The organism is Desulfovibrio sp. Fe33 (assembly GCF_028532725.1).
Lineage (GTDB): Bacteria > Desulfobacterota > Desulfovibrionia > Desulfovibrionales > Desulfovibrionaceae > Pseudodesulfovibrio.
Map to the genome: position 1 here is coordinate 88,213 of NZ_JAQKGU010000013.1, position 21,963 is coordinate 110,175.

The 21,963-nt window shown below is 61.6% G+C and carries 16 protein-coding genes and 1 pseudogene; 10 read left to right on the plus strand and 7 right to left on the minus strand.

From position 1 onward, the window contains the following. The first annotated feature begins 120 nt into the window (after window positions 1-120). From PSN43_RS15020 to PSN43_RS15030, 3 genes are all read left to right on the plus strand, one after another. On the plus strand, window positions 121-966 hold the full coding sequence (locus tag PSN43_RS15020; RefSeq protein ID WP_272701551.1) for a zinc metalloprotease HtpX: 846 nt from the start codon (window positions 121-123) through the stop codon (window positions 964-966). A gap of 1 nt (window position 967) precedes the next feature. After that, window positions 968-2,290 (plus strand): trypsin-like peptidase domain-containing protein, encoded by a 1,323-nt coding sequence (locus PSN43_RS15025; protein WP_272701552.1) that lies wholly within the window; start codon window positions 968-970, stop codon window positions 2,288-2,290. A gap of 86 nt (window positions 2,291-2,376) precedes the next feature. Then, window positions 2,377-2,946, plus strand: coding sequence for a class I SAM-dependent methyltransferase (locus tag PSN43_RS15030; RefSeq protein ID WP_272701553.1), 570 nt, complete (start codon window positions 2,377-2,379; stop codon window positions 2,944-2,946). Window positions 2,947-3,659: 713 nt separating this feature from the next. Here the strand turns inward: PSN43_RS15030 and PSN43_RS15035 are convergent. The 4 genes from PSN43_RS15035 to PSN43_RS15050 form a co-directional block, all read right to left on the minus strand. Beyond that, window positions 3,660-5,558 (minus strand): SurA N-terminal domain-containing protein, encoded by a 1,899-nt coding sequence (locus PSN43_RS15035; protein ID WP_272701554.1) that lies wholly within the window; start codon window positions 5,556-5,558, stop codon window positions 3,660-3,662. A 66-nt stretch (window positions 5,559-5,624) separates the two neighbouring features. Then, complete coding sequence (locus PSN43_RS15040) at window positions 5,625-7,547, minus strand: aconitate hydratase (RefSeq protein ID WP_272701555.1); 1,923 nt, start codon at window positions 7,545-7,547, stop codon at window positions 5,625-5,627. Between the two features lie 119 nt (window positions 7,548-7,666). Then, entirely contained in the window at window positions 7,667-7,972 is a 306-nt protein-coding gene (locus PSN43_RS15045) for a hypothetical protein (protein ID WP_272701556.1), read from the minus strand. Next, window positions 7,941-9,728, minus strand: coding sequence for a chorismate mutase (locus PSN43_RS15050; RefSeq protein ID WP_272701557.1), 1,788 nt, complete (start codon window positions 9,726-9,728; stop codon window positions 7,941-7,943). Before PSN43_RS15050 ends, PSN43_RS15045 begins: the two co-directional genes overlap by 32 nt. A gap of 234 nt (window positions 9,729-9,962) precedes the next feature. Here PSN43_RS15050 and PSN43_RS15055 point away from each other — a divergent pair, with 234 nt between their 5' ends. After that, on the plus strand, window positions 9,963-10,400 hold the full coding sequence (locus PSN43_RS15055; protein ID WP_272701558.1) for a glycine zipper domain-containing protein: 438 nt from the start codon (window positions 9,963-9,965) through the stop codon (window positions 10,398-10,400). Window positions 10,401-10,513: 113 nt separating this feature from the next. On the opposite strand, the gene PSN43_RS15060 is transcribed toward PSN43_RS15055, so the two are convergent. From PSN43_RS15060 to sat, 3 genes are all read right to left on the minus strand, one after another. Continuing rightward, the gene (locus PSN43_RS15060; protein ID WP_272701559.1) at window positions 10,514-10,927 is read right to left on the minus strand and encodes a tetratricopeptide repeat protein; all 414 of its coding nucleotides are present in this window, start codon (window positions 10,925-10,927) and stop codon (window positions 10,514-10,516) included. A 12-nt stretch (window positions 10,928-10,939) separates the two neighbouring features. Then, entirely contained in the window at window positions 10,940-11,125 is a 186-nt protein-coding gene (locus PSN43_RS15065) for a hypothetical protein (protein WP_272701560.1), read from the minus strand. Between the two features lie 128 nt (window positions 11,126-11,253). Continuing rightward, a complete protein-coding gene (gene sat, locus PSN43_RS15070) occupies window positions 11,254-12,540 on the minus strand; it encodes a sulfate adenylyltransferase (protein ID WP_272701561.1) in 1,287 nt (428 codons plus the stop codon). Window positions 12,541-13,151: 611 nt separating this feature from the next. Between sat and aprB the strand changes: the two genes are divergently transcribed. From aprB to PSN43_RS15100, 6 genes and pseudogenes are all read left to right on the plus strand, one after another. After that, window positions 13,152-13,652: an adenylyl-sulfate reductase subunit beta gene (aprB, locus tag PSN43_RS15075; protein ID WP_272701562.1), complete on the plus strand. Its 501-nt coding sequence runs from the start codon at window positions 13,152-13,154 to the stop codon at window positions 13,650-13,652. Window positions 13,653-13,718: 66 nt separating this feature from the next. Beyond that, window positions 13,719-15,716, plus strand: a complete 1,998-nt coding sequence (gene aprA / locus PSN43_RS15080) for an adenylyl-sulfate reductase subunit alpha (protein ID WP_272701563.1) — start codon at window positions 13,719-13,721, stop codon at window positions 15,714-15,716. Window positions 15,717-15,872: 156 nt separating this feature from the next. Continuing rightward, a pseudogene (locus PSN43_RS15085) lies at window positions 15,873-17,114 on the plus strand (CoB--CoM heterodisulfide reductase iron-sulfur subunit A family protein); the annotation flags it as partial. Between the two features lie 3 nt (window positions 17,115-17,117). Beyond that, complete coding sequence (locus PSN43_RS15090) at window positions 17,118-19,385, plus strand: hydrogenase iron-sulfur subunit (RefSeq protein ID WP_272701564.1); 2,268 nt, start codon at window positions 17,118-17,120, stop codon at window positions 19,383-19,385. Window positions 19,386-19,395: 10 nt separating this feature from the next. After that, complete coding sequence (gene qmoC / locus PSN43_RS15095) at window positions 19,396-20,667, plus strand: quinone-interacting membrane-bound oxidoreductase complex subunit QmoC (RefSeq protein ID WP_272701565.1); 1,272 nt, start codon at window positions 19,396-19,398, stop codon at window positions 20,665-20,667. A gap of 50 nt (window positions 20,668-20,717) precedes the next feature. Next, on the plus strand, window positions 20,718-21,374 hold the full coding sequence (locus tag PSN43_RS15100) for a hypothetical protein (RefSeq protein WP_272701566.1): 657 nt from the start codon (window positions 20,718-20,720) through the stop codon (window positions 21,372-21,374). Window positions 21,375-21,963 lie beyond the last annotated feature (589 nt).

The following is a 21,963-nucleotide window of genomic DNA, read 5'->3' on the forward strand; positions in this document are numbered from 1 at the left end:
AATAAACCAACCCATGGGCGACCCTGTTCGCGCGAGGATGTGCAAGGGCTTGACCTTTGTATCCGAATTCCTATCTATTGATCTTCGCAACCATGATCTATGCCGGAGGATTGAATCATTATGACCAGCCAGATAAAAACCCTGCTGCTTTTGAGCCTGCTGACCGGCCTGCTGATGGCCCTGGGAGGGGCTATGGGCGGCCGTGCGGGCCTGTTCCTGGCGTTCGGCTTCGCCATGCTCATGAACGTGGGAAGCTATTGGTATTCTGACAAGATCGTCCTGCGCATGTACAAGGCGCAGCCCCTGTCGCCCGGCGACGCCCCGCACATCCACCGGGTTGTTGAGGAAATGGCCCGGGCGGCGGGCATTCCCAAACCCCGCATAGTGCTCGTCCCCCAGGATGCGCCCAACGCCTTCGCCACGGGCCGCAACCCGCAGAACGCCGTGGTCGCCGTGACCCGGGGCATCGTCAATATTCTCGATCCCGACGAACTCAAGGGCGTGCTGGCCCACGAACTCGGCCACATCGTCAACCGCGACATCCTCATTCAGACCATAGCCGCCGTCCTGGCCGGGGCCATCGTGTTCATCGCCAACATCCTTCAGTGGACGGCCATTTTCGGCGGCGGTTCCCGCGACGAGGAGGGGAGCAATCCGCTGGCCGCCCTGGTCATGGCTTTCCTCGCGCCCATCGCGGCCACCCTGATCCAGATGGCCATTTCCCGGTCCCGCGAATACCTGGCGGACTCCACGGGCGCTAAGCTCTCCAACCCGAACGATCTGGCCGACGCGCTGGCCAAGCTCGACGCTGCTTCCAGGCAGGTGCCGCTCCAGGGCAATCCCGTCACGGAGAACCTGTTCATCGTCAACCCGTTCAGCGGCCGCAGGGCGGCGTCCCTGTTCGCCACTCATCCTCCCATCGAGGACCGCATCGCGCGTCTCCGGGCCATGTCCCAGGGCAGGTAGCATGAAACGCGCTGTCTTCCTCCTTTCCCTGCTTCTGCTCGTTTTCGCGTCCACTCCGGCCCTTTCCGCAGACCGCCGGACTCCGGTGGTCCGCGCGGTTCAGGCCGTCAGTCCCTCGGTGGTCAACATCACCGTCACCTCGGTCGCGCGGGGCGGAGGCGGCTCGCCCTTCGGCGATCCCTTTTTCGACCAATTTTTCAACGAGTACTACGGTCGGCAGCCGCGCCAGTCCAGGAGCCTCGGCTCGGGCGTCATCATCGACGGCGAAAAAGGACTGGTCCTGACCAACGCGCACGTCGTGGCCTCGGGCGGCGAGATTGCCGTTCGTCTCATGGACGGCCGCGAATTCAAGGCCGATCTGGTCGGTTCGGATTCCGACTTCGATCTGGCCGTGCTCAAGCTCGAAGACGGCGGAGGGCTTCCCCAGGTCTCCATGGGGGATTCGGACGGCATTTTCATCGGCGAGACCGTTATCGCCATCGGCAACCCGTTCGGCTATTCCAACACCGTGACCACGGGCGTTGTCTCGGCCCTGAACCGGCCCATGAAGACCAACAGCGGAGCCTTCGGCAGCTTTATCCAGACAGACGCCGCCATCAACCCCGGCAACTCCGGCGGGCCGCTCCTGAACATCAACGGCGAGCTCATCGGCATCAACACGGCCATCCAGGCCCGGGCCGAGGGCATCGGCTTCGCCATTCCCATCAACAAGGCCAAGCACGTCATAGCCGAACTGCTCGACTCCGGCCACGTGTCGCCCATCTGGCTCGGCCTGTTCGGCCAGGACGTCGACCAGGCTGTCGCCCGGTATTTCGACCTCGAAAATCTCAACGGGATGCTCGTCACCGAGGTGCATCCCGGCACTCCGGCGGCGGGCGCGTCCATAAAGCCCGGCGATGTGGTTCTCGGCTTCAACGGCCGGACCGTCGCCAACAAGAGCGACTACCTGAACCGGCTGGCCAACGTTACCAAATCCGAATCCGTTGCCCTGGATGTCCTGCGCGACGGAAAGCGGAGCCGCCTGAATCTCAGGCCTCAGGTTCTGGACAAGACAATGGCATTGGATCTCGTGCGCAACCGTTGGGGCTTCGGCCTGGTCGACAGGTCCAAAAGTCCGGGCGCGGAAGTGACCGGCGTGGTTCCCGGTTCCGCCGCCGCCAGGCTCGGTCTCAAGCAGGGCGACATCATCCATCAGATCGGCAATCGCAGCCTGGCCACGGGCGTTGACCTGCTCAACGCCTTCCTGCGGAATCGAATGCAGAAGACGGTCCTGATGCGCGTCCAGCGCGGACGCAATCTCTACACCGTTCGCATGACTCTTTAGCAAGGAGCTTTCCCATCCCGGACCCTAGACGCTATTGGACCGACAAATGCTCGGCCAAGAACTTCACCACTCCGTTTCAATTCGACGTGTTTGCCGAGCATGTTCCCGACAGGAACGCGCGCATTCTGGATTTCGGCTGCGGTTACGGCCGGATCATGGCCGAGCTGGCCACCGCAGGTTACGCGGACCTCGCCGGGATCGATTTTTCCGAGCCCCTTGTCCGACGCGGCCTGGAGGAACATCCGGAGCTTGATCTTACCGCCTATCCCGGCGGCCCTCTGCCCTACGGGGACGACAGCTTCGACGCCGCCGTCATGCTCGCGGTCTTCACCTGTATGCCGGACACCGGCGTCCAGGCCAGGGCCCTTCTCGAGCTGAAGCGGGTGCTCAAACCCGGAGGCGTGCTGTACGTCAACGATTTCCTGCTCAACCGTGACCGCCGCAACCTCGACCGCTATCAGATCGGCCAGGAAAAATACGGCATCTACGGCATCTTCGACGTGGAAGACGGCGGCACCCTCCGACATCACGACCGGGACCACATGGAAGCGCTCTTCTCGGGATTCCGGACTCTGGTTTTCGAAGAGGTCGTATACGAGACCATGCACGGGCACCAATCCAACGGCTTCTATGCCGTGCTGAAAATGCCGGACTAGGCTGTGGTGACTGCGAAGGCGGCGGCGGATGGAATGCCTCCGGCGGGCCTACCGGCGGTCTCCTTCGGAGAGACTAGGGCGCTGCCCTAGACCCGGCAGGGAGCAAAGCCCCCTGCACCCCCATCGCCCTCGCTGCGCTCGGGGGGCGGCGGCGGAATGCTTCCGGCCATGCCATGGTGCGAATCGGGCGGGGAAAACGGACCGGATAATGCGTCTCTTCGCGCACTGTTTTCCGCCGTTTTCCCCGCCCGATTCACAGGGGATATTTTGAAGAGGGAAATCCACGCGGAATTGTGTGGGGTATCGTTTTACCTACACCGGAGTAGCAATCCCATTTAACCAAATTCAGGCAAAATCTTCGCGGTCGTCCGCCCCCCGCGAAGCGGCGCCAAAAAGTTTGGGAGAGTCCAGAGAACCCTTTTCAAAGGGTTCTCTGGCGGGGTCCGGGGCAGCGCCCCGGCGGGTTGCAGGGCGGGCCCTGCCTTCTTCAGTCCCGAACAATCGTCCATGCGGGAAAAAAGCCCGCGCCGAAGGCGCATACATGGGATGCAAGGGTGCGAGCCCTTGCCCGCCGGAGGCGAAATCATCTGATTATTGCCGCGAAGCGGCTTTCAACACCTGATTTTTCTCTTCAAAGAACTAAGGGATAGTTCGAAAAAAAGGGCTGCTCAATGCGAGCAGCCCTTTTTCGGGTCGGTAATCGTGACGCCTTGCTATTTCAGGATGTCGGGCCTGGCTATGTCGACCTTGGCGTTCTTGCTGAGGTCGTCCATGAATGCGGCAAGGGTTTCGTTTCGGTAGTTCTGGCTCGCCTGGTCAATCCAGAATTGCTTCTGTTCCTTCCAGGTCGCGTCAGGGGACGGGATGCGCTCGTTGAGGCGGGCTACGACGGCGCCGCCGTCGGGCATGGTGTAGACGAGTTTGAGCCAGTTGTTGTCCTTGGCTGCGAAAGCGGCCTGGGCCAGCGGTTCGTTCTGGCCGAGCTCGGTGTTGCCCTGGCGGTTGAACGGCTTGCCGGTCTTGATGCGGGAAGCGTATTTCTCGGCGGCGGCCTTGGCGTTGGGCCCGGTCAGCTCGGCAAGAATCTTCTCGGCCTCTTTCTCGGCCAGTTCAGCGCCTTTGCGGCTCTTGAGCGTATCGACGATGGTCGGGCGGACCAGGTCGAGGGCCATGACCGAAGACGGGATGTCCTCGATTTTTTCCACGAGTATGTAGCCGCCGTTGATGGACACGGGGCTTTTGTATGTGTCGCCCGGGGCGAGGTCCGTCACGGCCTTGGCCGCGTCGGCGGACATGCCGAAGGTCTGGGCCAGGAACTGGGCGGGCATGGGATCGGTGGCGACGGCCTCGATGCCGAGCTCGGCGGCGATGTCGTCCAGCTTCATGCCGGAGACAAGGCGGTCGGTGGCCTGGTCGAGCATTTCGTTGACCTTGTCGGAGCCCTTTTCCTGGGCCAGACGGGTCTTGATTTCGTCCGTGGCCTCTTCAAGGGTCTTGGTGGTCCCTTCCTTCTTGTCCTCGACCTTGATGACGTGCCAGCCGAAGCGGGTCTGGACCGGCTTGGAGACGCCGCCCTTGTCCAGGGCGAAGGCCGCTTCCTCGAAGTCGGGCACCATGGAGCCTTTGCCGAACCAGCCCAGGTCGCCGCCGTTGGAGGCGCTGGGGCCGTCGGAGTTGTCCTTGGCGAGCTGGGCGAAGTCCGCGCCGGCCTTGGCTTCTTCGTAGATTTTGTCGATGCGGGCCTTGGCCTTTTCCTTGTCGGCGTCGGAGTCGGAGCTCTTAACCGCGACCAGGATGTGGCGGGCGTGAATCTGTTCGGGCTCCTGCATGGAGTCCTTGTTGGCTTCGAAGTAGGCCTTGATTTCATCGTCGGAGACGGTCTGGAACCTGGCCAGGTTCTCCGGGGTGAAGGTGATGGTCCGCAGGGAGGTCTGAGCCGGGATTCTGAAACGATCCTGGTTCTCGTCGTAGTAGGACTTCACCTCGGCCGCGCTGACATCCGCCTGGTTGCGGAAGTCGACGGGCAGGATTTCGATGTAGTCTATGCGCACCTGCTCGGCGATCCAATCGAAGAGCTGGCGGGCCTGGGCCTCGGACACGTCGGCCGAGGCGGCCACGGCGTCCTTGACTTTCTGCATGGTCAGATCGCGGCGGTAGCTCTTTTCGAACTCGGCCGGGGTCATGCGGATTTCCCGGAGGGCGGCCTGGTAGCGGTCGTTGCTGAAGGCGCCTTTTTCATCCTTGAAGGCGGGCACGGCCGCGATGCCTGCGGCCACTTCCTTGTCGGAAGCGCGGATGCCGAGCTTTTCGGCCTCGCCGAGGAGCAGCTTCTGGCTGATCAGCTCGCCCAGGACCATCTGCTTGAATTCGGGCGACCGAAGCTGCCCGGCGGGCAGATCGGGGTTTGAGCGGCGGAGGTTTTCCGATGCGCGCATGAACATCTCCTCGTATTCCGCCCTGGAGATGGTTTGCCCGTTGACCGTGGCCACGGTCGGGTCGCCCGAGTTGTCCAGCCCGGACATGCCGAAGGCGAAGACGAAGACGATGATGATGATGGCGAAGAGTATCTTGACGATCCAGCCGGACGCGTTCTCGCGCATTATTTCTAACATTTCTGCTCCGATAGCTATGATGAACGGGGTGCCTCCCCGAAGCGGGGAGACACCGTCGTGCCTGTCTTAGGACTTGCCTTCCCGAACGGCGTTCAGGAGACCACCTGCCTGGATAATCTGTAGTTCCTTTTCGGTCAAATCATTTGTGACCGCAACGGTTGCGCCCGAACCGGCGACCATGTTCACGATGCCGCCGGGGGTGATCTCCGAGGCCGGGATGGTCAGGTCGGTTCCTTCGTCCATGCGGTCGTAGTCCGCGGGGTCGACCAGGAGCAGGGGAAGGATGCCGAAGTTGATGAGGTTGGCGCGATGGATGCGGGCCAGGGATTTGACCACCACGGCCTTGACGCCCAGGTGGCGCGGGCCCAGGGCCGCATGTTCGCGGCTGGAGCCCTGTCCGTAGTTCTCGCCGCCCAGGATGATGCCCTTGCCGTGCTCCTTCATGCGGCCCACGAATCCTTCGTCCACGCGGGAGAAGATATACTGGCTGATGGCCGGAATGTTGGAACGCAGCGCGGTGATCTGCGCGCCTGCGGGCAGGATGTGGTCAGTGGTGATGTTGTCGCCGACCTTGAGCAGGACCTTGGCCTCGATGGAGCCGGGCAGCTTGTCGAAATCCTCCAGGGCCACGATGTTGGGGCCGCGCAGGACTTCGACGGGTTCGCCGCTCTCGGGCGGGAAGACGAACAGGCCGCGGATGGACGGGACGTCATCGGGCAGGGCCACGCGCTCGGGAGCCGGGCCCCAGGTGGCCGGGTCGGTGAATTCGCCGTCCAGGGCGAGGCGCGCCGCGGTCTGGGCCGAGACCAGGAATATCTGGCCGTCCTGCGTGCCGGAGCGGCCTTCGAAATTGCGGTTGAAGGTGCGCACGGATACGCCCGCCGACACCGGGGAGCCGCCCATGCCGATGCACGGGCCGCAGGAACATTCGAGCAGACGCGCCCCCGCATCGAGCAGAGGCTCGATGAGGCCTTCGCGCGCAAGCATCTTCATGACCTGCTTGGAACCGGGGGAGATGAGCAGGTCGGTCTCGGGCGGGGTCATTTTGCCGGACAGTATCTGGGCGGTATTCTTGAGATCGGAGTAGGACGAGTTGGTGCAGGAGCCGATGGCCACCTGGTCGATTTTCTTGCCCGCCAGTTCCTTGACCTTGCACACCTGGTCCGGCATGTGCGGCTGGGCCACCATGGGCTCCAGTTCGGACAGGTTGATCTCGACGATTTCGTCGTATTCGGCGTCCGGGTCGGCCACGAGTTCGATCCAGTCTTCGGCGCGGCCCATCTTGGCCAGGAAATCGCGGGTGGTTTCGTCGGAGGGGAAGATGGACGTGGTCGCGCCCAGCTCCGCGCCCATGTTGGTGATGGTCGCGCGGTCGGGCACGGACAGGGAGGCCACGCCGGGACCGGCGTATTCGAAGACCTTGCCCACGCCGCCCTTGACGGTCAGTCGGCGGAGCAGCTCAAGAATGACGTCCTTGCCCTGGGCCCATCCGGTCAGCTCGCCGGTCAGTTTCACCTTGACGACCTTGGGCATGGGAATGAAGTACGGTTCGCCCGCCATGCCCAGCGCCACGGAGAGTCCGCCCGCGCCCATGGCCATGGCCCCGATGCCGCCCGCCGTGGGGGTGTGGGAGTCGGAGCCGATGAGGGTCGCGCCGGGCTTGGCGAAGTTTTCCAGGTGCAACTGGTGGCAGATGCCGGTTCCGGCGGGTGAGAATACCGCCCCGGACTTGGCGGCCACGGTGCGCAGGAAGCGATGGTCGTCGGGGTTGCGGAAGCCCATCTGAAGGGTGTTGTGGTCCACGTAGCTCACGGACAGGTCGGTGCGGACCCGGCCGATGCCGATCGCTTCATACTGAAGCCAGGCCATGGTGCCGGTCGCGTCCTGGGTCAGGGTCTGGTCAATGCGCAGGCCCACCTCCTCGCCGGGAACCATGTTGCCGGAAACGAGGTGCTTCTCGATGATCTTGCGGGTGATGTTTTTGCCCATGCTCTTTCTCCTGGAATACGGGGGTCTCTCTCGATGCCGTCCGGGTGCGGTCGTTCCGGGTAATATCCTCCAGGCCGCGCCCCGGACGGGGTGGTCCTTGTCGTACAATGAAGCGGGGCTCAGAAAAGGAAGCCGTTCCTGACGCCTTCCGAAGGCTCCAGCTCCTCGATGCCGAGCTTGATCCTGTTTATCTTGTTGGTGCGGAACTGGATTTCGACGTCGATGCGCAGCTTGTCCTGCTGCATCCGGAAGATTTCCTCGTGGCGATACACGCCGTTGGCCGGATCTTCCTCTTCGCGAAGCCGCCGTATGGCCTGCTTGGTCTTTTCCAGGTCCAGGTTCAGTTCCGCCACCTCCGCCTCAAGGACGTTGACGTCATCGCTGAGCCGATTGTTACCGGATTTTGATTCTTCTTTTTGTTTCATCCTTCTTCTCGCGTTCCGGTTTGGGTTTCATCTTGCCCGTGGGCAGGGAGTTGTAGAAGTTCCAGAACTCGGGCCAGGTGGCCGTCACCTCGCCATGGTTTTCGAGGACGATGCCGGGCACCGCGAAGGCGGCCAGGGCGCAGCCCATGGACCAGATCGGGTCGGGGCTGAACCAGGTGCCGTCCCACTGCGGCTTGCCGGGTTTGAGCTCGATGACGTCGCCGTCGATTTCGTAGCTCGCGCCCATGCGGTCCAGAAGCTCGATGGCCACGTCGTTGTCCGCGCCGGACAGACGGGCGTCGCCCGCCTTGAGCGCCAGGGCGAGGGCCATGGGCATGAAATCGGGGGATGCGCCGAGGGTGATGGCCGCTGCCTCGGGCAGTTCGCCTTCCATGGTGGCGACCACGTTCTCGGTGGCCTTGTCGATGCGCAGGCCGAGCGCCTTGAGCTGCTCCAGCACGCGGTCGGCCTGTTCGCCGACGGGCCATGCGCCTTCAACATTGATCTGGCCGCCGCACAGCAGGGGCAGGGCCAGGAGCATGGCGTTCAGGGGCACGGAAAGGGGCAGTCGCGGCCTGGGCTCGATGGACGGGGCGCCGTCGGACACGGTCACGGAATCCTTGCCGAGCTTGGCCTTGATGCCGCAGGCGTCGAGCACGGACACGGCTTCGGCCACGCGGTCGCGGGCTTCGGAGGTGAGCCCCTTGATGGTCAGCCCGCCGGGATAGGACCATGCGGCCAGGGTCAGGGCGGCCGCGAAATCCGGATCAATGAAGCCGGGCAGGGTCACTTCCTCGTCCATGGCTCCGCCGCATTCCAGGCGGATAGGCAGGCCGGGATTGTTCGGGTTCATGGGGACGACCCGTGCGCCCAGGGACGGAAGCACCTTGTTCAGCGACGAGGCGTCCAGGAGCTGGAGGGAGGGCTTGCCCGTGAACTTGCATCGGCCCGCGTGGCCCAGGGCCAGGCAGAGCAGCATGTAGAAGTTGAACTTGTCCTCGCCCACAAAGGCCATGCTGCCTTCGAACTGGAGGGACCCGCCGCCATCGTTGCGGATGAAGTCGTCGTCCCAGTGGATGGGCGCGCCGACCTGCTTGAGGGCCTTGGCCAGGTCCTTGTTCGGGGCGTTCATGGTCACCGGGGCCAGGGTGACGGACGCTCCTGCGCTCGCGGCCATGGCCAGCATCATGCGGGTGAAGCGGAAGGAGCGGGGGCCGGTGATGCCCGCCGAGATGGGCTCAACGCGCGGGGCGAGCTTGTAGCCTTCGCCTTCGAACTTCTTGCGCGCGTCGGCCAGGGAGAACTGGTTGAGCAGGGTGAAAAGCTGCTTGGACAGCTTGGCGTCGAGGCCGAGGCGGCCTGCCGCCCTGTCGAAGGAGCCGCGCAGCAGCTTCTCCAGCTTGGGATCGACCAGGGACTTCTGGCGGGACTTGCGCCACGCCCCTTCCTTGCGGATGAGGTAGGCGCGCTTTTCCAGCAGGTTCAGAATCTGCTCGTCGATGTCGGAAATGTCGTTGTAGCGGCGGCCGGTGACCTCGTCGGACTTGGACGGACCGTCTTCGTCCTGAACGGGCGCTTCGGGCCTGCGGCCGAAGAAGTCGCGGTCGTTGCGCTTGTTGAACTTGCGCGGTCCGCGTCGTTCGTCGCGTCGCGGCCTGTTCATTTCTTTGCGGGGGGATTCGTTGGAGGAGCCTTGCTCGGCGTCCTTGCGGGGGCGGCCCTCGAAGGGACCGTCATCTTTGCGGATCTTGATCATCGTCTTTCCGTCTTCCTTATTTGTAATATGGTTCCCTCTGAAAGGGAAAGGCTTCTCTAGCCTGAAAACGGGCGATTTGCAAGGCCCGGCGCGCCGTCCGCCCCGAAAGGGCGGCCTCGCATCCGTGCTGGACATGACGCGTCGCAACGGGCACATTATATAAGGCGGTTCTCTATTTCGGCCCTGGACCGGATTGAAAATGCAAAACACCGTAATTTTCTGGAGGTTGATGCCATGAAGAAAGTTTTGATAGCCGCGCTGTTGGCCTGCTTTATGGCTGCCGGATACGGCTGCGCCACCAAGGCTCAGCAAGGCGCGACCGTCGGCGGCTTGGCGGGCGCGACCATCGGCGCGCTGACGTTCAAGGACAAGCTCCTCGGAGCGGCCGTGGGCGCGGGCGTAGGTACCCTGATCGGCTACATCGTCGGCAACGAATGGGACAAGCACGACGAGGCCCAGGTCCAGCAAACCCTGGAAACCGGCCGGTCGGATCAGGCGCACACCTGGACCAACCCCGACACCGGAGCGAGCTATTCGGCCACCCCCAGCCCGCCCTATGTATCGGAGGAAAAGGTCTATCGCGATGTGTACATCAAGGACGAAAAGGATGGCGACACCATCATGGCCAAGGCTTGGCGCGACGACAAGGGCGTCTGGCATCTGAAGCAGTAGCCGTCCCGTCCGACTCGGCCAAGCGCAAGGACCGCCCCTGGGGGCGGTCCTTTTTTGCGTCCGAAACAGGCGAGGCCTGGACAAGGAAGGTCGTTTCGGCGCGACGCTTGGCGTTAGTATGCGGTCGTGGACGCGGATTCCGTGTAGGGCGAACCCGAGGCGTAGAGCTTCAGCCGGTTTTCCATCTCATTCAGCAGTTCCTTCGGGAATCCTTCCAACTGGCGAGCGCGGCGTATCAGTTCCGCCTGGAGAGCGGCGGCCTTGTCGAACCGGCCGGTCCGGGCGAGGGCGGCCGCGTGGGTGTCCTGTGTGCCCAGATTGGCCGAGATGGCGCAGGCTTTTCGGGACAGGCGGAGCGCCTGCGCGCCGTCGAGCACGGCCGGGTCCGGCGAGGTCGCCAGAATCCAGGCCATGTTGCTGTATGACTGGAAGTCGCCGGGATCGAGCCGCGTGGCGGCTTCGTAATCCTGGAGGGCGCGGGTCCAGTTGCGCATGTCCTGATGGATGACGCCCATGTTGTAGAACACCGATGCCCGGATTTAGCCGGGAAGTTGTTCATCCAGGCATTGCCCGTACAATTCGAGAACCCTGGCCGGGTCGTTTCCCGGCGTTTCCGACAGTATTTCGGCATCCATGCAGATGCGGGGTATTTCCTGTCCGGGGTCTTCCCCGGCAGCGGCCCAGGACGGCAACAAAAGGAAAATGGTCAGAAAGAGATTTTTCACGGTGAATTCCCGGGTGTGGTTTCAAGGTTCGGCGGGGACGTCCCGCAGCTGCGGCAGAAAAAGAGGGGGGCCGGCGGAAACCGACCCCCCCTGAACGGCCGGCAGAACCGGCCCGCTTATGTATCTGTTTACTTCATGTCCTGACCGGAAGCGGCCTTCTGCATCTTGACCTCGACCTTTTCGGTGAGGTTCTCGTAGTAGTCGCGGAGGATGACCAGGACTTCGTCACGGCCAAAGTGATCCGGAACCTCGGCGCCTTCGGACAGGGCCTTGCGGAGCTTGGTGCCGGACAGGATGACGCGATCTTCCTTGGTGTGCGGGCAGGTGCGCATGGAGGCCATGCCGTCGCACTTGTAGCAGTAGAAGGTCCAGTCGATGTTCATCGGCTGGCAAAGCAGGGCCTTGCCGGGCTCGGGGCAGGCTTCGGTGGCGTAGGGGATTCTCTTGAAGATCTCCTGGGCCTCGAACAGGCCGTAGAAGTCGCCGACGCCCGCGTGGTCGCGGCCGATGAGCATGTTGTTGATGCCGTAGTTCTGACGGAAGGTGGCGTGCATGAGGCCTTCACGCGGACCGGCGTAACGCATGTCGAGCGGGTAACCGGCGTTGATGACGTTCTCAGGCACGAAGTAGTTGTCGATCAGGGTCTGGATGCACTTGATGCGGACTTCACCCGGGATGTCGCCCGGCTTCAGGTTGCCGATGAGGGAGTGGATGACCACGCCGTCGCAAACTTCAACGGCGATCTTGGCCAGGAACTCGTGGGAGCGGTGCATGGGGTTGCGGAGCTGCAGGGCGGCAACCTTGGACCAGCCGCGTTTTTCCATCTCGGCGCGGATCTGCTTCGGGGTCTGGTATACGCCCGGGTAACGCTTGGCGTAGTCGCCCTCGGACAGGACCTTGACCGGGCCGGCCAGGTTGTACTTGCCCTGAGCCATGACCATCTGGACGCCGGGGTGGTCTTCCATGGCGACTTCCCAGAACTTGTCGTCAGCGGAATCTTCGCCGTGGCCCTTGTAGACCAGCTCGCATTCCCACTTCTTGTCGGCTTCGGTCATCTCGTACTTTTCTTCGACTTTCATGGTCGCGTAGACGACGCCGTCCTTGGCCTTCAAGGCCACTTCGTCACCGACTTTGACGTCTTCGTCATTGGTGTCGAGAGTGATGGGGATGGGCCAGAAGGTGCCATCGGCCATCAGGAACTTTTCGCAGACGCCGGCCCAATCAGCCTTCTTCATGAAGCCGTTCAGCGGAGAGAAGCCGCCGATGCCCATCATGATGAGGTCGCCCTTGGCGCGATCGGAAATATCGAGGGTCTTCAGGCCTTCGGCTTTTTTAATTTCAGCTTCGAGCTCTGCGCCTTCGAGCAGACAGCAAACGAGACCTTTTCCACCGTGGGGTGCTACGAGGTTAGACATTTAAGCCTCCTAAGTTTTTAGTCAGTGATTCCATAGCCTTCATTCATGGCGTGCCGCCTTGGCCGCTTGCAAGACCATGAGTAGTTCCCATTTAGAGGGTCCGCCTTTATTGGCTGTTTGTGAAAGTCGTGTCAAGCGGTTTTTTCTGCCCGTCCTGCAACAATTTGTTCACAATCAGGGGTCGGGATGATCGGATAGACGTTTTCGGGAAAAAGTCTAGAAAACATGGGTTTTTTTGCCGTATTTTTACCCTGTTATTTCAGCTAGTTAAAATGTCATCATAATATTACCGTTTAAATTTAAAAAAGGCTTGCAATTCTTTGTTTGTTTAAACTAAAAACGGTAAGGGTTTCAATAGTCGTTTTTTTGCGGCCCGCTTCGCGCCTACGGCGCGTGTGAATGCTTGCAGTACGGGCCTTTCCCGGCGATCAGCCCAAACCCCGAGCTTTGGTTGACATTATACGCTTGTTCAAAAATTCACTTTCACGTTGACAAGGGGGTTGCGTCTTGCTAATCCCAAATTCCGCCCGGTTAAAAAGGGCGTCGATTTTCGTTTAGGTAGAGGATGTCGGTTATCATGAATAATAAAACCCTATTTAGGAGGAGAAGTTATGCCGACCTTTGTTAACCCGGAAAAATGTGACGGCTGCAAGGGTGGCGAAAAGACCGCTTGCATGTACATTTGCCCTAACGATCTGATGATCCTGGATCCCGCCGAAATGAAGGCCTACAACCAGGAACCGTCCGCTTGCTGGGAATGTTACTCCTGCGTGAAAATTTGCCCCCAGGGCGCCATTGAAGCCCGTCCGTACGCCGACTTCGCCCCTATGGGTGGTACCTCCATCCCGATGCGTTCCGCTGAAGACATCATGTGGACCATCAAATTCCGTAATGGCAGCGTGAAGCGCTTCAAGTTCCCCATCCGCACCACCGCTGAAGGTTCCATCAAGCCCTTCGACGGCAAGCCCGAGCCTGGCGATCTGGACTCCGAGCTCCTCTTCACCGAGACCGCGCTGGTCGATCCGAAGACCGCCGTCATGGAACAGGCCTCCGTCACCGACGCCGACCTGAAGAAAGAGTGGAAGATGGAAGATTACGGCAACCTGGTCTAGTTCCAGCTTGCGGGATCTTGTCTAATTTAGACTACTTGAATCACTTCAAATATTAGGAGAAAAACTATGCCTCTGCTTCCTATCAAAGAAGCCTCCAAGGGTGTTGCTCTCGCCGAGCCGGAAATCATCGAACAGCACGTTGATATCCTGTTGGTCGGCGGCGGCATGGGTTGCTGCGGTGCCGCTTTTGAAGCCGTCCGCTGGGCCGACAAGGTTGATCCTTCCCTGAAGATCATGCTCTGCGACAAGGCCGCTCTGGAACGCTCCGGCGCCGTCGCTCAGGGCCTGTCCGCCATCAACACCTACTGCGGTGACAACGATGTCGACGATTACGTCCGCATGGTCCGCACCGACCTCATGGGCATCGTCCGCGAAGACTTGATCTTCGACCTGGGCCGTCACGTCGACGACTCCGTCCATCTGTTTGAAGAATGGGGCCTCCCCGTTTGGGTCAAGAAAGACGGCAAGAACCTCGACGGCGCCAAAGCCAAGGCCGAGGGCCTGGCCATCCGTAACGGCGCTGCTCCGGTCCGTTCCGGCCGCTGGCAGATCATGATCAACGGTGAGTCCTACAAGTGCATCGTCGCCGAGGCCGCGAAGAACGCCCTGGGCGAGGACCGCTACGTAGAGCGCGTCTTCATCGTCAAGATGCTCCTGGACGCCAACGAGCCCAACCGCATCGCCGGTGCCGTCGGCTTCTCCACCCGTGAAAACAAAGTTTACGTCTACACCTGCAACGCCGCTGTCGTGGCTTGCGGCGGCGCCGTCAACGTCTACCGTCCCCGCTCCACCGGTGAGGGCATGGGCCGCGCCTGGTACCCGGTTTGGAACGCTGGTTCCACCTACACCATGTGTGCTCAGGTCGGCGCTGAAATGACCATGATGGAAAACCGCTTCGTCCCCGCCCGCTTCAAGGACGGTTACGGCCCGGTCGGCGCTTGGTTCCTGCTCTTCAAGGCCAAAGCCACCAACTACAAGGGTGAGGACTACTGCGAGACCAACCGCGCCATGCTGAAGCCTTACGAGGATCGCGGCTACGCCAAGGGTCACATCATCCCCACCTGCCTGCGTAACCACATGATGCTCCGTGAAATGCGTGAAGGCCGCGGCCCGATCTTCATGGACACCAAGACCGCCCTGCTGAACACCGTCAACGGCGACCTGACCGGTCCCGAGTGGAAGCACCTCGAGTCCGAGGCTTGGGAAGACTTCCTCGACATGTGCGTCGGCCAGGCCAACCTGTGGGCCGCCACCAACTGCGCTCCCGAGGATCGCGGTTCCGAGATCATGCCCACCGAGCCGTACCTCCTGGGCTCTCACTCCGGTTGCTGCGGCATCTGGGTTTCCGGTCCGGACGAGGCTTGGGTTCCCGAGTCCTACAAGATCAAGGCCGACAACGGCAAAGTGTACAACCGTATGACCTCCGTCAACGGCCTGTTCACCTGCGCTGACGGCGTTGGCGCCTCCGGCCACAAGTTCTCCTCCGGTTCCCACGCTGAAGGCCGCATCGTCGGTAAGCAGCTGGTGCGCTGGTGCGTGGACCACAAGGACTTCAAGCCCGCGCTGAAGGAAACCCCCGCCGACATGGCGAAGGAAATCTACCAGCCCTGGTACACCTACGAAGCCAACAAGACCGGTTCCACCGACCCCGTCGTGAACCCGGCCTACATCACCCCGCACAACTTCATGATGCGCCTCATCAAGTGCACCGATGAATACGGCGGAGGCGTTGGCACCCTGTACATGACCTCCCGGGCTCTGCTGAACACCGGCTTCTGGCTGCTCGGCATGATGGAAGAAGACTCCAAGAAGCTCGCCGCCCGTGACCTGCACGAGCTGATGCGCTGCTGGGAGCAGTTCCATCGCCTGTGGACCGTCCGCCTGCACATGCAGCACATCGAGTTCCGCGAGGAATCCCGTTACCCGGGCTTCTACTACCGCGGCGACTTCATGGGCCTGGACGACTCCAAGTGGAAGTGCTTCTGTAACTCCACTTACGATCCCGCCACTGGCGTGACCACCGTCTTCAAGAAGCCCTACGTCAAGATCATCCCCGACGCCTAAGCTTAGGTAATGATCACCCCGAGAGCGCGGGTCCCCGGACCCGCGCTCTCTTAAGAATCCGGGGCTAAAATGGTCTGAATCCGGGCCGGGAAAACCGCTCCCGGTCCGGGTTTAGGCCATTTTTTGGCTTGAGCCTAACTTTATTCGGGAGGAGTTAAGAGAATGTCGAATAATAGTATTCTCGTAGTAGGCGGAGGGTTCGCTGGAATCACCGCCGCCCTCGAAGCCGCCGAAATCGGCTACGAGGTGTACATCGTTGAAACCAATCCCTACCTGGGCGGACGGGTAGCGCAGCTGAATCAGTATTTCCCCAAGCTGTGCCCTCCTTCCTGCGGTCTTGAGATTCAGTTTCAGCGCATCAAAAACAACCCTAACGTCAGGGTCATTACCATGGCCGACGTCACGTCCGTTTCCGGCTCGGTCGGCAACTACGACGTGAAGATCACGCAGCGTCCCCGCTACGTGAACGAAAAGTGTACCGCCTGCGGCGAGTGTGAGAAGGCCACCAAAAGCATGGTCAGCTCGGAGTTCGATTTCGGCACCGGCACCCGCGGCCTGGCGTACAAGACCCATCCCTTCATGTTCCCCATGCGCTACGTTGTGGACGCCGAGAACGCCTCCGAGACCGAGCTGGCCGCCATCAAGAACGCCTGCCCGTATGACGCCGTCGATCTCGACGACGCGCCCAAGACCATCGACCTGGCCGTCGGCGCCATCGTCGTGGCCACCGGCTGGAAGCCCTACGACGTCACCAAGCTGACCAACCTGGGCGGGGGCAAGCTGAAGAACGTGGTCACCAACATGCAGTTCGAGCGCATGTGCGCTCCCAACGGCCCGACCAACGGCAAGATCAAGCGGCCTTCCGACGGCTCCGAGCCCCAGAAGATCGCCTTCGTGCAGTGTGCCGGCTCCCGTGACCAGAATCATCTGAACTACTGTTCGTACATCTGCTGCATGGCTTCCCTCAAGCATGTCCGCTACGTTCGGGAACGTTCCGACGCCAGCGCAACGATCTACTACATCGACCTGCGCACTCCCGGCCGTTACGACAAGTTCAAGACCCTCACCGAGGCTGACGACAAGCTCAGCCTGGTCAAGGGCAAGGTGGCCGCCATCGTCGAGGACCGCGACGGCAATCCCGTCGTCACCGTGGAAAACGCGCTGACCGGCATCAAAACCGACGAGAAGTACGACATGGTCGTGCTCGCCACCGGTATGCAGCCCAGCTGCGCCGGACTGCGCGCTCCGGCTGGATCCATCGACGCTGACGGTTTCGTCATCGACGGCGAGGGCATCATCGCCGCCGGTTGCGCCAAGCAGCCGCTCGACGTCATGAAGACCGCCCAGTCCGGCACCGCTGCCGCGATGAAGGCGATTCAAACCGTGGTAGGGAGGTAACCAATGGCTGAAAAGCTTGGAGTATATATTTGTGGAGGCTGCGACATCGGGGCCAATCTCGATGTCGAAGGACTGGCTCAGTTCTGCGCCAACGGCAAACACTCCTCCGCCGTTGTCGCGGCCAAGTCCAATCCGGTGCTGTGCAGCCCCGAGGGCAAGGCCATGATCGAGGCCGACATCGCTGAACACGGACTGGACGGCGTGGTCTGCTGCGCCTGTTCGCCCCGCGCCAAGTGGGACGTGTTCAAGTTCGGCGACACCGTTCAGGTGGAGCGCGTCAACCTGCGCGAACACTGCGTCTGGTCCTATGAGGAAGATCCGCAGTTCCCCGGCCAGATGGAAGTCATCGCCAAGGACTACTGCAACATGGGAATCATCAAGCTGATAAACAGCCGGATTCCCACTCCCGAACTGCCCGACGCTTTCAAGACCGTGCTGGTCGTCGGCGGCGGCTTCACCGGCCTGAATGCGGCGCTCAACGCCGCGAGCCTGGGCTACAAGGTGGTTCTGGTCGAGAAGACCGAGAATCTCGGCGGCAAGGCCGCGACCATGTACAAGTCCTTCCCGCTGGGCGCGCCCTATTCCGAGCGCGAGCAGCAGATTCACATCAAGGACCTGATCGCCAAGGTCGAGGGCAACGACAAGATCACCGTCATCACCGGCGCCACCCTGGATTCCCTGGCCGGAGCTCCCGCCCAGTACAAGGCCACCATCGCCGGCAAGGAATACGAGATCGGCGCGGTCGTCATGGCCACCGGTTGGGTTCCCGGCAAGGGCAAGTTCCTGGCTCCGCTCGGCTACGGTTCCATCAAGAACGTGGTCACCGCCGCAGAGTTCGAGGCCATGGCCGCCAAGGGGGCCATCAAGACCGCCGACGGCCGGACCCCGTCCTCCGTGGCCTTCATCGTGGACACCTCCCTGCTGACCAAGGGCATCACCTACGGTCCCTGTGGCGAGGCCTGCGAAGAAGAGCTGCCCTGCGACGAGAAAACCGATGAGGGCGCGTGTGAGGATTTCGTCTACGCGGACAAGGAATCCGCCAAGCATTTGGCGTACTCTTCCGAGTTGACCTCCCTGGTCGCCCTGAAGCACGCCAACTACGTGCGTGAACTCGCCCCCGACGCCGTGGCCTACGTGATCTACGATCACATGATGGTTCCCGGCATCAACGAGAAATACTACCAGGCCGCTCAGGACGACCCGGGCGTCATGCTGACCAAGGGCACCGTCACCGGTGTCGCCGAGGCCGGTTCTTCCGTGATCGTCAAGGCCAAGGATACCCTGATCGGCCAGGACGTCGAGCTGGTTGCCGACATGGTCGTGGTTCCCACCGCCATCGTCCCGACCACCGCGGCCGACCCGACCATGAACTTCGTCTACCGTCAGGGCCCGGCCTTCCCGGATCTCGAGCTGTTCGACGGATTCGCTGATTCGAACTACATCTGCTTCCCGTACGAGACCCGCCGCACGGGCGTCTACGCCGCCGGTTGCGTGCGCCAGCCCATGGGCCTGGGCCTCGCCGCCGAAGACGCGGCCGGTGCCGCCCTCAAGGCGATCCAGTGCATCGAGTCCGCCAACCGCGGCGTGTCCGTGCATCCCCGGTCCGGCGATTTGAGCTTCCCGGAGTTCAACTTCACCCGCTGCACCCAGTGCAAGCGCTGCACCGAGGAATGCCCCTTCGGCGCGTTGGACGACGACGAGAAGGGCACTCCGCTGCCCAACCCGACCCGTTGCCGCCGCTGCGGCACCTGCATGGGCGCTTGTCCGGAGCGCGTCATCAGCTTCTCCAACTACGGCATCAGCCAGATCGGCCAGGCCATCAAGGAAGTGAAGGTCCCCGACACCCTGGAGGAAGGCGGTCCCCGCATCATCGTCCTGGCTTGCGAGAACGACGCCTACCCGGCTCTGGACATGGCCGCCATGCGCGGCAAGTCCTGGTCCCCGTATGTTCGTTTCCTGCCTGTGCGCTGCCTCGGCTCGGTCAACGCCATCTGGGTCGCCGACGCCATGTCCAAGGGTGTTGACGGCGTGATGTTGCTTGGCTGCAAGTACGGCGACGACTATCAGTGTCACTTTGTCAAGGGTTCCGAACTGTGCAACCGCCGCAAGGAGAACATCGCCGAGTCCCTGGGACGCCTCGGTGTCGAGCCTGAACGCGTCGAACAGTACGAAATCTCCATCGACATGTACGACAAGGTACCTGAACTGATCGACGAGTTCGTCAACAACATTACCACCAACTTCGGCCCCAACCCGTTCAAGGGTTACTAGGAGGTACGGCATGTCAAATACCGTCAAGGTACAACCGGACCTTAAGTTCGTAAAAGAGTTGCAGGCAGTAGGCGGCGACTCTCTGAAGAAGTGCTACCAGTGCGCCACCTGCTCGGTGGTCTGTCCCCTGTCCCCCGCGGACAGCCCGTACCCCCGCAAGGAGATGGTCTGGGCCCAGTGGGGTCTCAAGGACCGCCTGGTCAATGATATCGACATCTGGCTGTGCCACAACTGCGGAACCTGCTCCAACCTGTGTCCCCGCGGCGCAAAGCCGGGCGACCTGCTGTCCGCACTGCGCAACATGGCCTACCGCAACCTGGCCCCGCTTCCGATCATCGGCAAGCTGATGTCCAGCTCCAACGGCATCCTGCCTTTGGCCGCCGTTCCGGCGATCATCTACGGGATCATCTGGGTCATCATGGCCGGAGTCACCGGCTCCATGTTCCCCACCTTCGAGTGGGACGCGGCGAACCACGCCTGGAAAGCGGTGGAAGACGGCGTGGTCGTTTTCGGCGGCTTGTTCCCCGGCGACTACACCATCGACCCGATCTTCATCCTGGTCTTCCTGTTCATGCTCTGGGGCTTCTACGCAGGCGTCAGAAACATGCTCAAGGCCTTTGACGCGCAGCCCAAGACCTTCATCGTGGGCCGCAAGGATGAGCCGAGCTTCATCGCCTGCCTGATCGACACCGTCAAATACGAGATTCTCCAGCATACCCAGTTCCAGGAGTGCAGCGACGAGGAATCCGACGCACTCGACGTGCAGCGCGCCGTCGGCCACCGCGGCCTGATGTTCGGCTTCATCGCGCTGATGATCGTTACCGGCGTTGTCGCCGGCGGACATTGGGGCGGCTGGTTCTTCCGCCAGATCGGCATGGAAGGCCTGGGCGACATCCTGTCCTCCATCGGCCACACTCCGATGCCTCTGTGGTCGCCGATCAAGCTCCTCGCCTTCGTCGGTGCCGGACTCGGCATCTACGGCCTCATCGCCGTGACCAAGCGCCGGGTGAACCTGGACCAGGCCAAGCAGTCCTCCAGTTGGTATGACTGGTACCTGCTGGCCCTGATCTGGACCATCTTCCTGACCGGTATCGGGGCTCTGGTGTTCCGCCTCCTGGGCGTGGGCCTGCTGGCCTACCCGATCTACTACGTGCATCTGATCGGCGTGTTCATGATGCTCGCGTACCTGCCGTGGTCCAAGCTGGGCCACCTGGTCTACCGTACCGTGGCCCTGTCCTATGCCAAGAAGATTGGCCGCATCCCCATGGGCGCCGACAAATAGTCGCCTGGGTGAACATAAAAACGAAGCTTACTTAGTTAAGGAGGCATCAAATGGCTGAAGCTAAGGTATTCCCCATGAACGCTTTCGTGTCTGTTCTGCGCGGCGAGGCCGCCGACCAGACTCAGCTCGATATGCTGGCTTACATCACCCAGGCTGAAACTCTGGACGCCGACGTCGCCCCCGTGGCGCAGGCTCTGTCCAAGGCCTGGATCTACGAACAGGAACCCGGTCTGACCTCTTATGCCGAAGGAGACATCTCCAAGCTCGGCAGCCAGGTCAAAATCGAGGCTCTGCCCGAGGCCGAGGCCGTCCGCGCCAAAGCCGTCCTGGACATCCTGGCCGGTCTGAAGGAAGAAAACGCCGCTCTCAAGGCCCAGGTCGCGAAGCTGGAAGCCGAGAAGAAGGATCTGGCCGGAAAGATCGGTCCCATGGAAGCCAAGATCAAGACCATCGACGCGCAGAATGCCGCCGGTGAGCAGAAGGTTTCCGTGGCTTCCAACAAGCTCGACGAGATGACCAAGAAGCTCAACGACCTCATGGCCGAAGTGGAAAAGGTCAAGAGCCAGGGCGTCGTGGTCGCCGGTGTCGCCGGTGCCGCTGCTGCCGGTGCCGCCGAGGAAGGCGGCATGGCCGCCGGTCCTGCTGTCGGCGGCGAGCCCGAGGCCGATTTTGGTCTTGGCGGAGATGCGTTCGGCGGCGACTGGTAGTCCCGGACCATCCGACGAAAAAACAAGACCCCGCGCTTTTTTGCGCGGGGTCTTTTTTTAGGGGATTGCCCTTTTGATTTCATGGAGAGGAAAATCAGGAGTTGAAAGCCGCTTCGCGGCAATAGTCGGGTGATTTCGCCTCCGGCGGGCAAGGGCTCGCACCCTTGCATCCCATGTAAGCGCCTTCGGCGCGGACTTTAACCTGTTTTGCCTTCACGATGCGCGGAGAGCCGCTGTTTGGGGCTATTCCCCAAAGGCGATCCAGAAGGAGAAGGTCACTTGCGAGAAAGACAGGGAATTGAATCGCGTGGGAATTGATACGAAAATGGAGAAGGCGAGAAGGGCGTTTGCGCGTCTGGATGAGCCACGCGCCGTTGTCTGGGAATTGCATCCAGCCACCCCCACCATAAGAAAAGCCCCATACCTAGAGCCCGCCGAAGGCGGCATAAAAGGTTTAGGAAAAGGAGAGGATGGGGGTCCGGGGGAAGGAGAGGAAAGAAGGTACAGTCCGGGTACATAGGTAACACATTAGTCCGGGAACATGGGTAACACTTTGGGCATGGAAGCCTGGAGGTGCACATGCCCTGGA

Excerpts from the sequence above, each read along its gene's own strand:
- aprA (WP_272701563.1), top strand. The coding sequence starts at position 13,719 with ATGCCTCTGCTTCCTATCAAAGAAGCCTCCAAGGGTGTTGCTCTCGCC.
- qmoC (WP_272701565.1), top strand. The coding sequence starts at position 19,396 with ATGTCAAATACCGTCAAGGTACAACCGGACCTTAAGTTCGTAAAAGAG.
- PSN43_RS15100 (WP_272701566.1), top strand. The coding sequence starts at position 20,718 with ATGGCTGAAGCTAAGGTATTCCCCATGAACGCTTTCGTGTCTGTTCTG.
- PSN43_RS15045 (WP_272701556.1), bottom strand. The coding sequence starts at position 7,972 with ATGAAACAAAAAGAAGAATCAAAATCCGGTAACAATCGGCTCAGCGAT.
- PSN43_RS15020 (WP_272701551.1), top strand. The coding sequence starts at position 121 with ATGACCAGCCAGATAAAAACCCTGCTGCTTTTGAGCCTGCTGACCGGC.
- PSN43_RS15040 (WP_272701555.1), bottom strand. The coding sequence starts at position 7,547 with ATGGGCAAAAACATCACCCGCAAGATCATCGAGAAGCACCTCGTTTCC.
- aprB (WP_272701562.1), top strand. The coding sequence starts at position 13,152 with ATGCCGACCTTTGTTAACCCGGAAAAATGTGACGGCTGCAAGGGTGGC.
- PSN43_RS15090 (WP_272701564.1), top strand. The coding sequence starts at position 17,118 with ATGGCTGAAAAGCTTGGAGTATATATTTGTGGAGGCTGCGACATCGGG.
- PSN43_RS15055 (WP_272701558.1), top strand. The coding sequence starts at position 9,963 with ATGAAGAAAGTTTTGATAGCCGCGCTGTTGGCCTGCTTTATGGCTGCC.
- PSN43_RS15050 (WP_272701557.1), bottom strand. The coding sequence starts at position 9,728 with ATGATCAAGATCCGCAAAGATGACGGTCCCTTCGAGGGCCGCCCCCGC.
- PSN43_RS15025 (WP_272701552.1), top strand. The coding sequence starts at position 968 with ATGAAACGCGCTGTCTTCCTCCTTTCCCTGCTTCTGCTCGTTTTCGCG.
- PSN43_RS15035 (WP_272701554.1), bottom strand. The coding sequence starts at position 5,558 with ATGTTAGAAATAATGCGCGAGAACGCGTCCGGCTGGATCGTCAAGATA.
- sat (WP_272701561.1), bottom strand. The coding sequence starts at position 12,540 with ATGTCTAACCTCGTAGCACCCCACGGTGGAAAAGGTCTCGTTTGCTGT.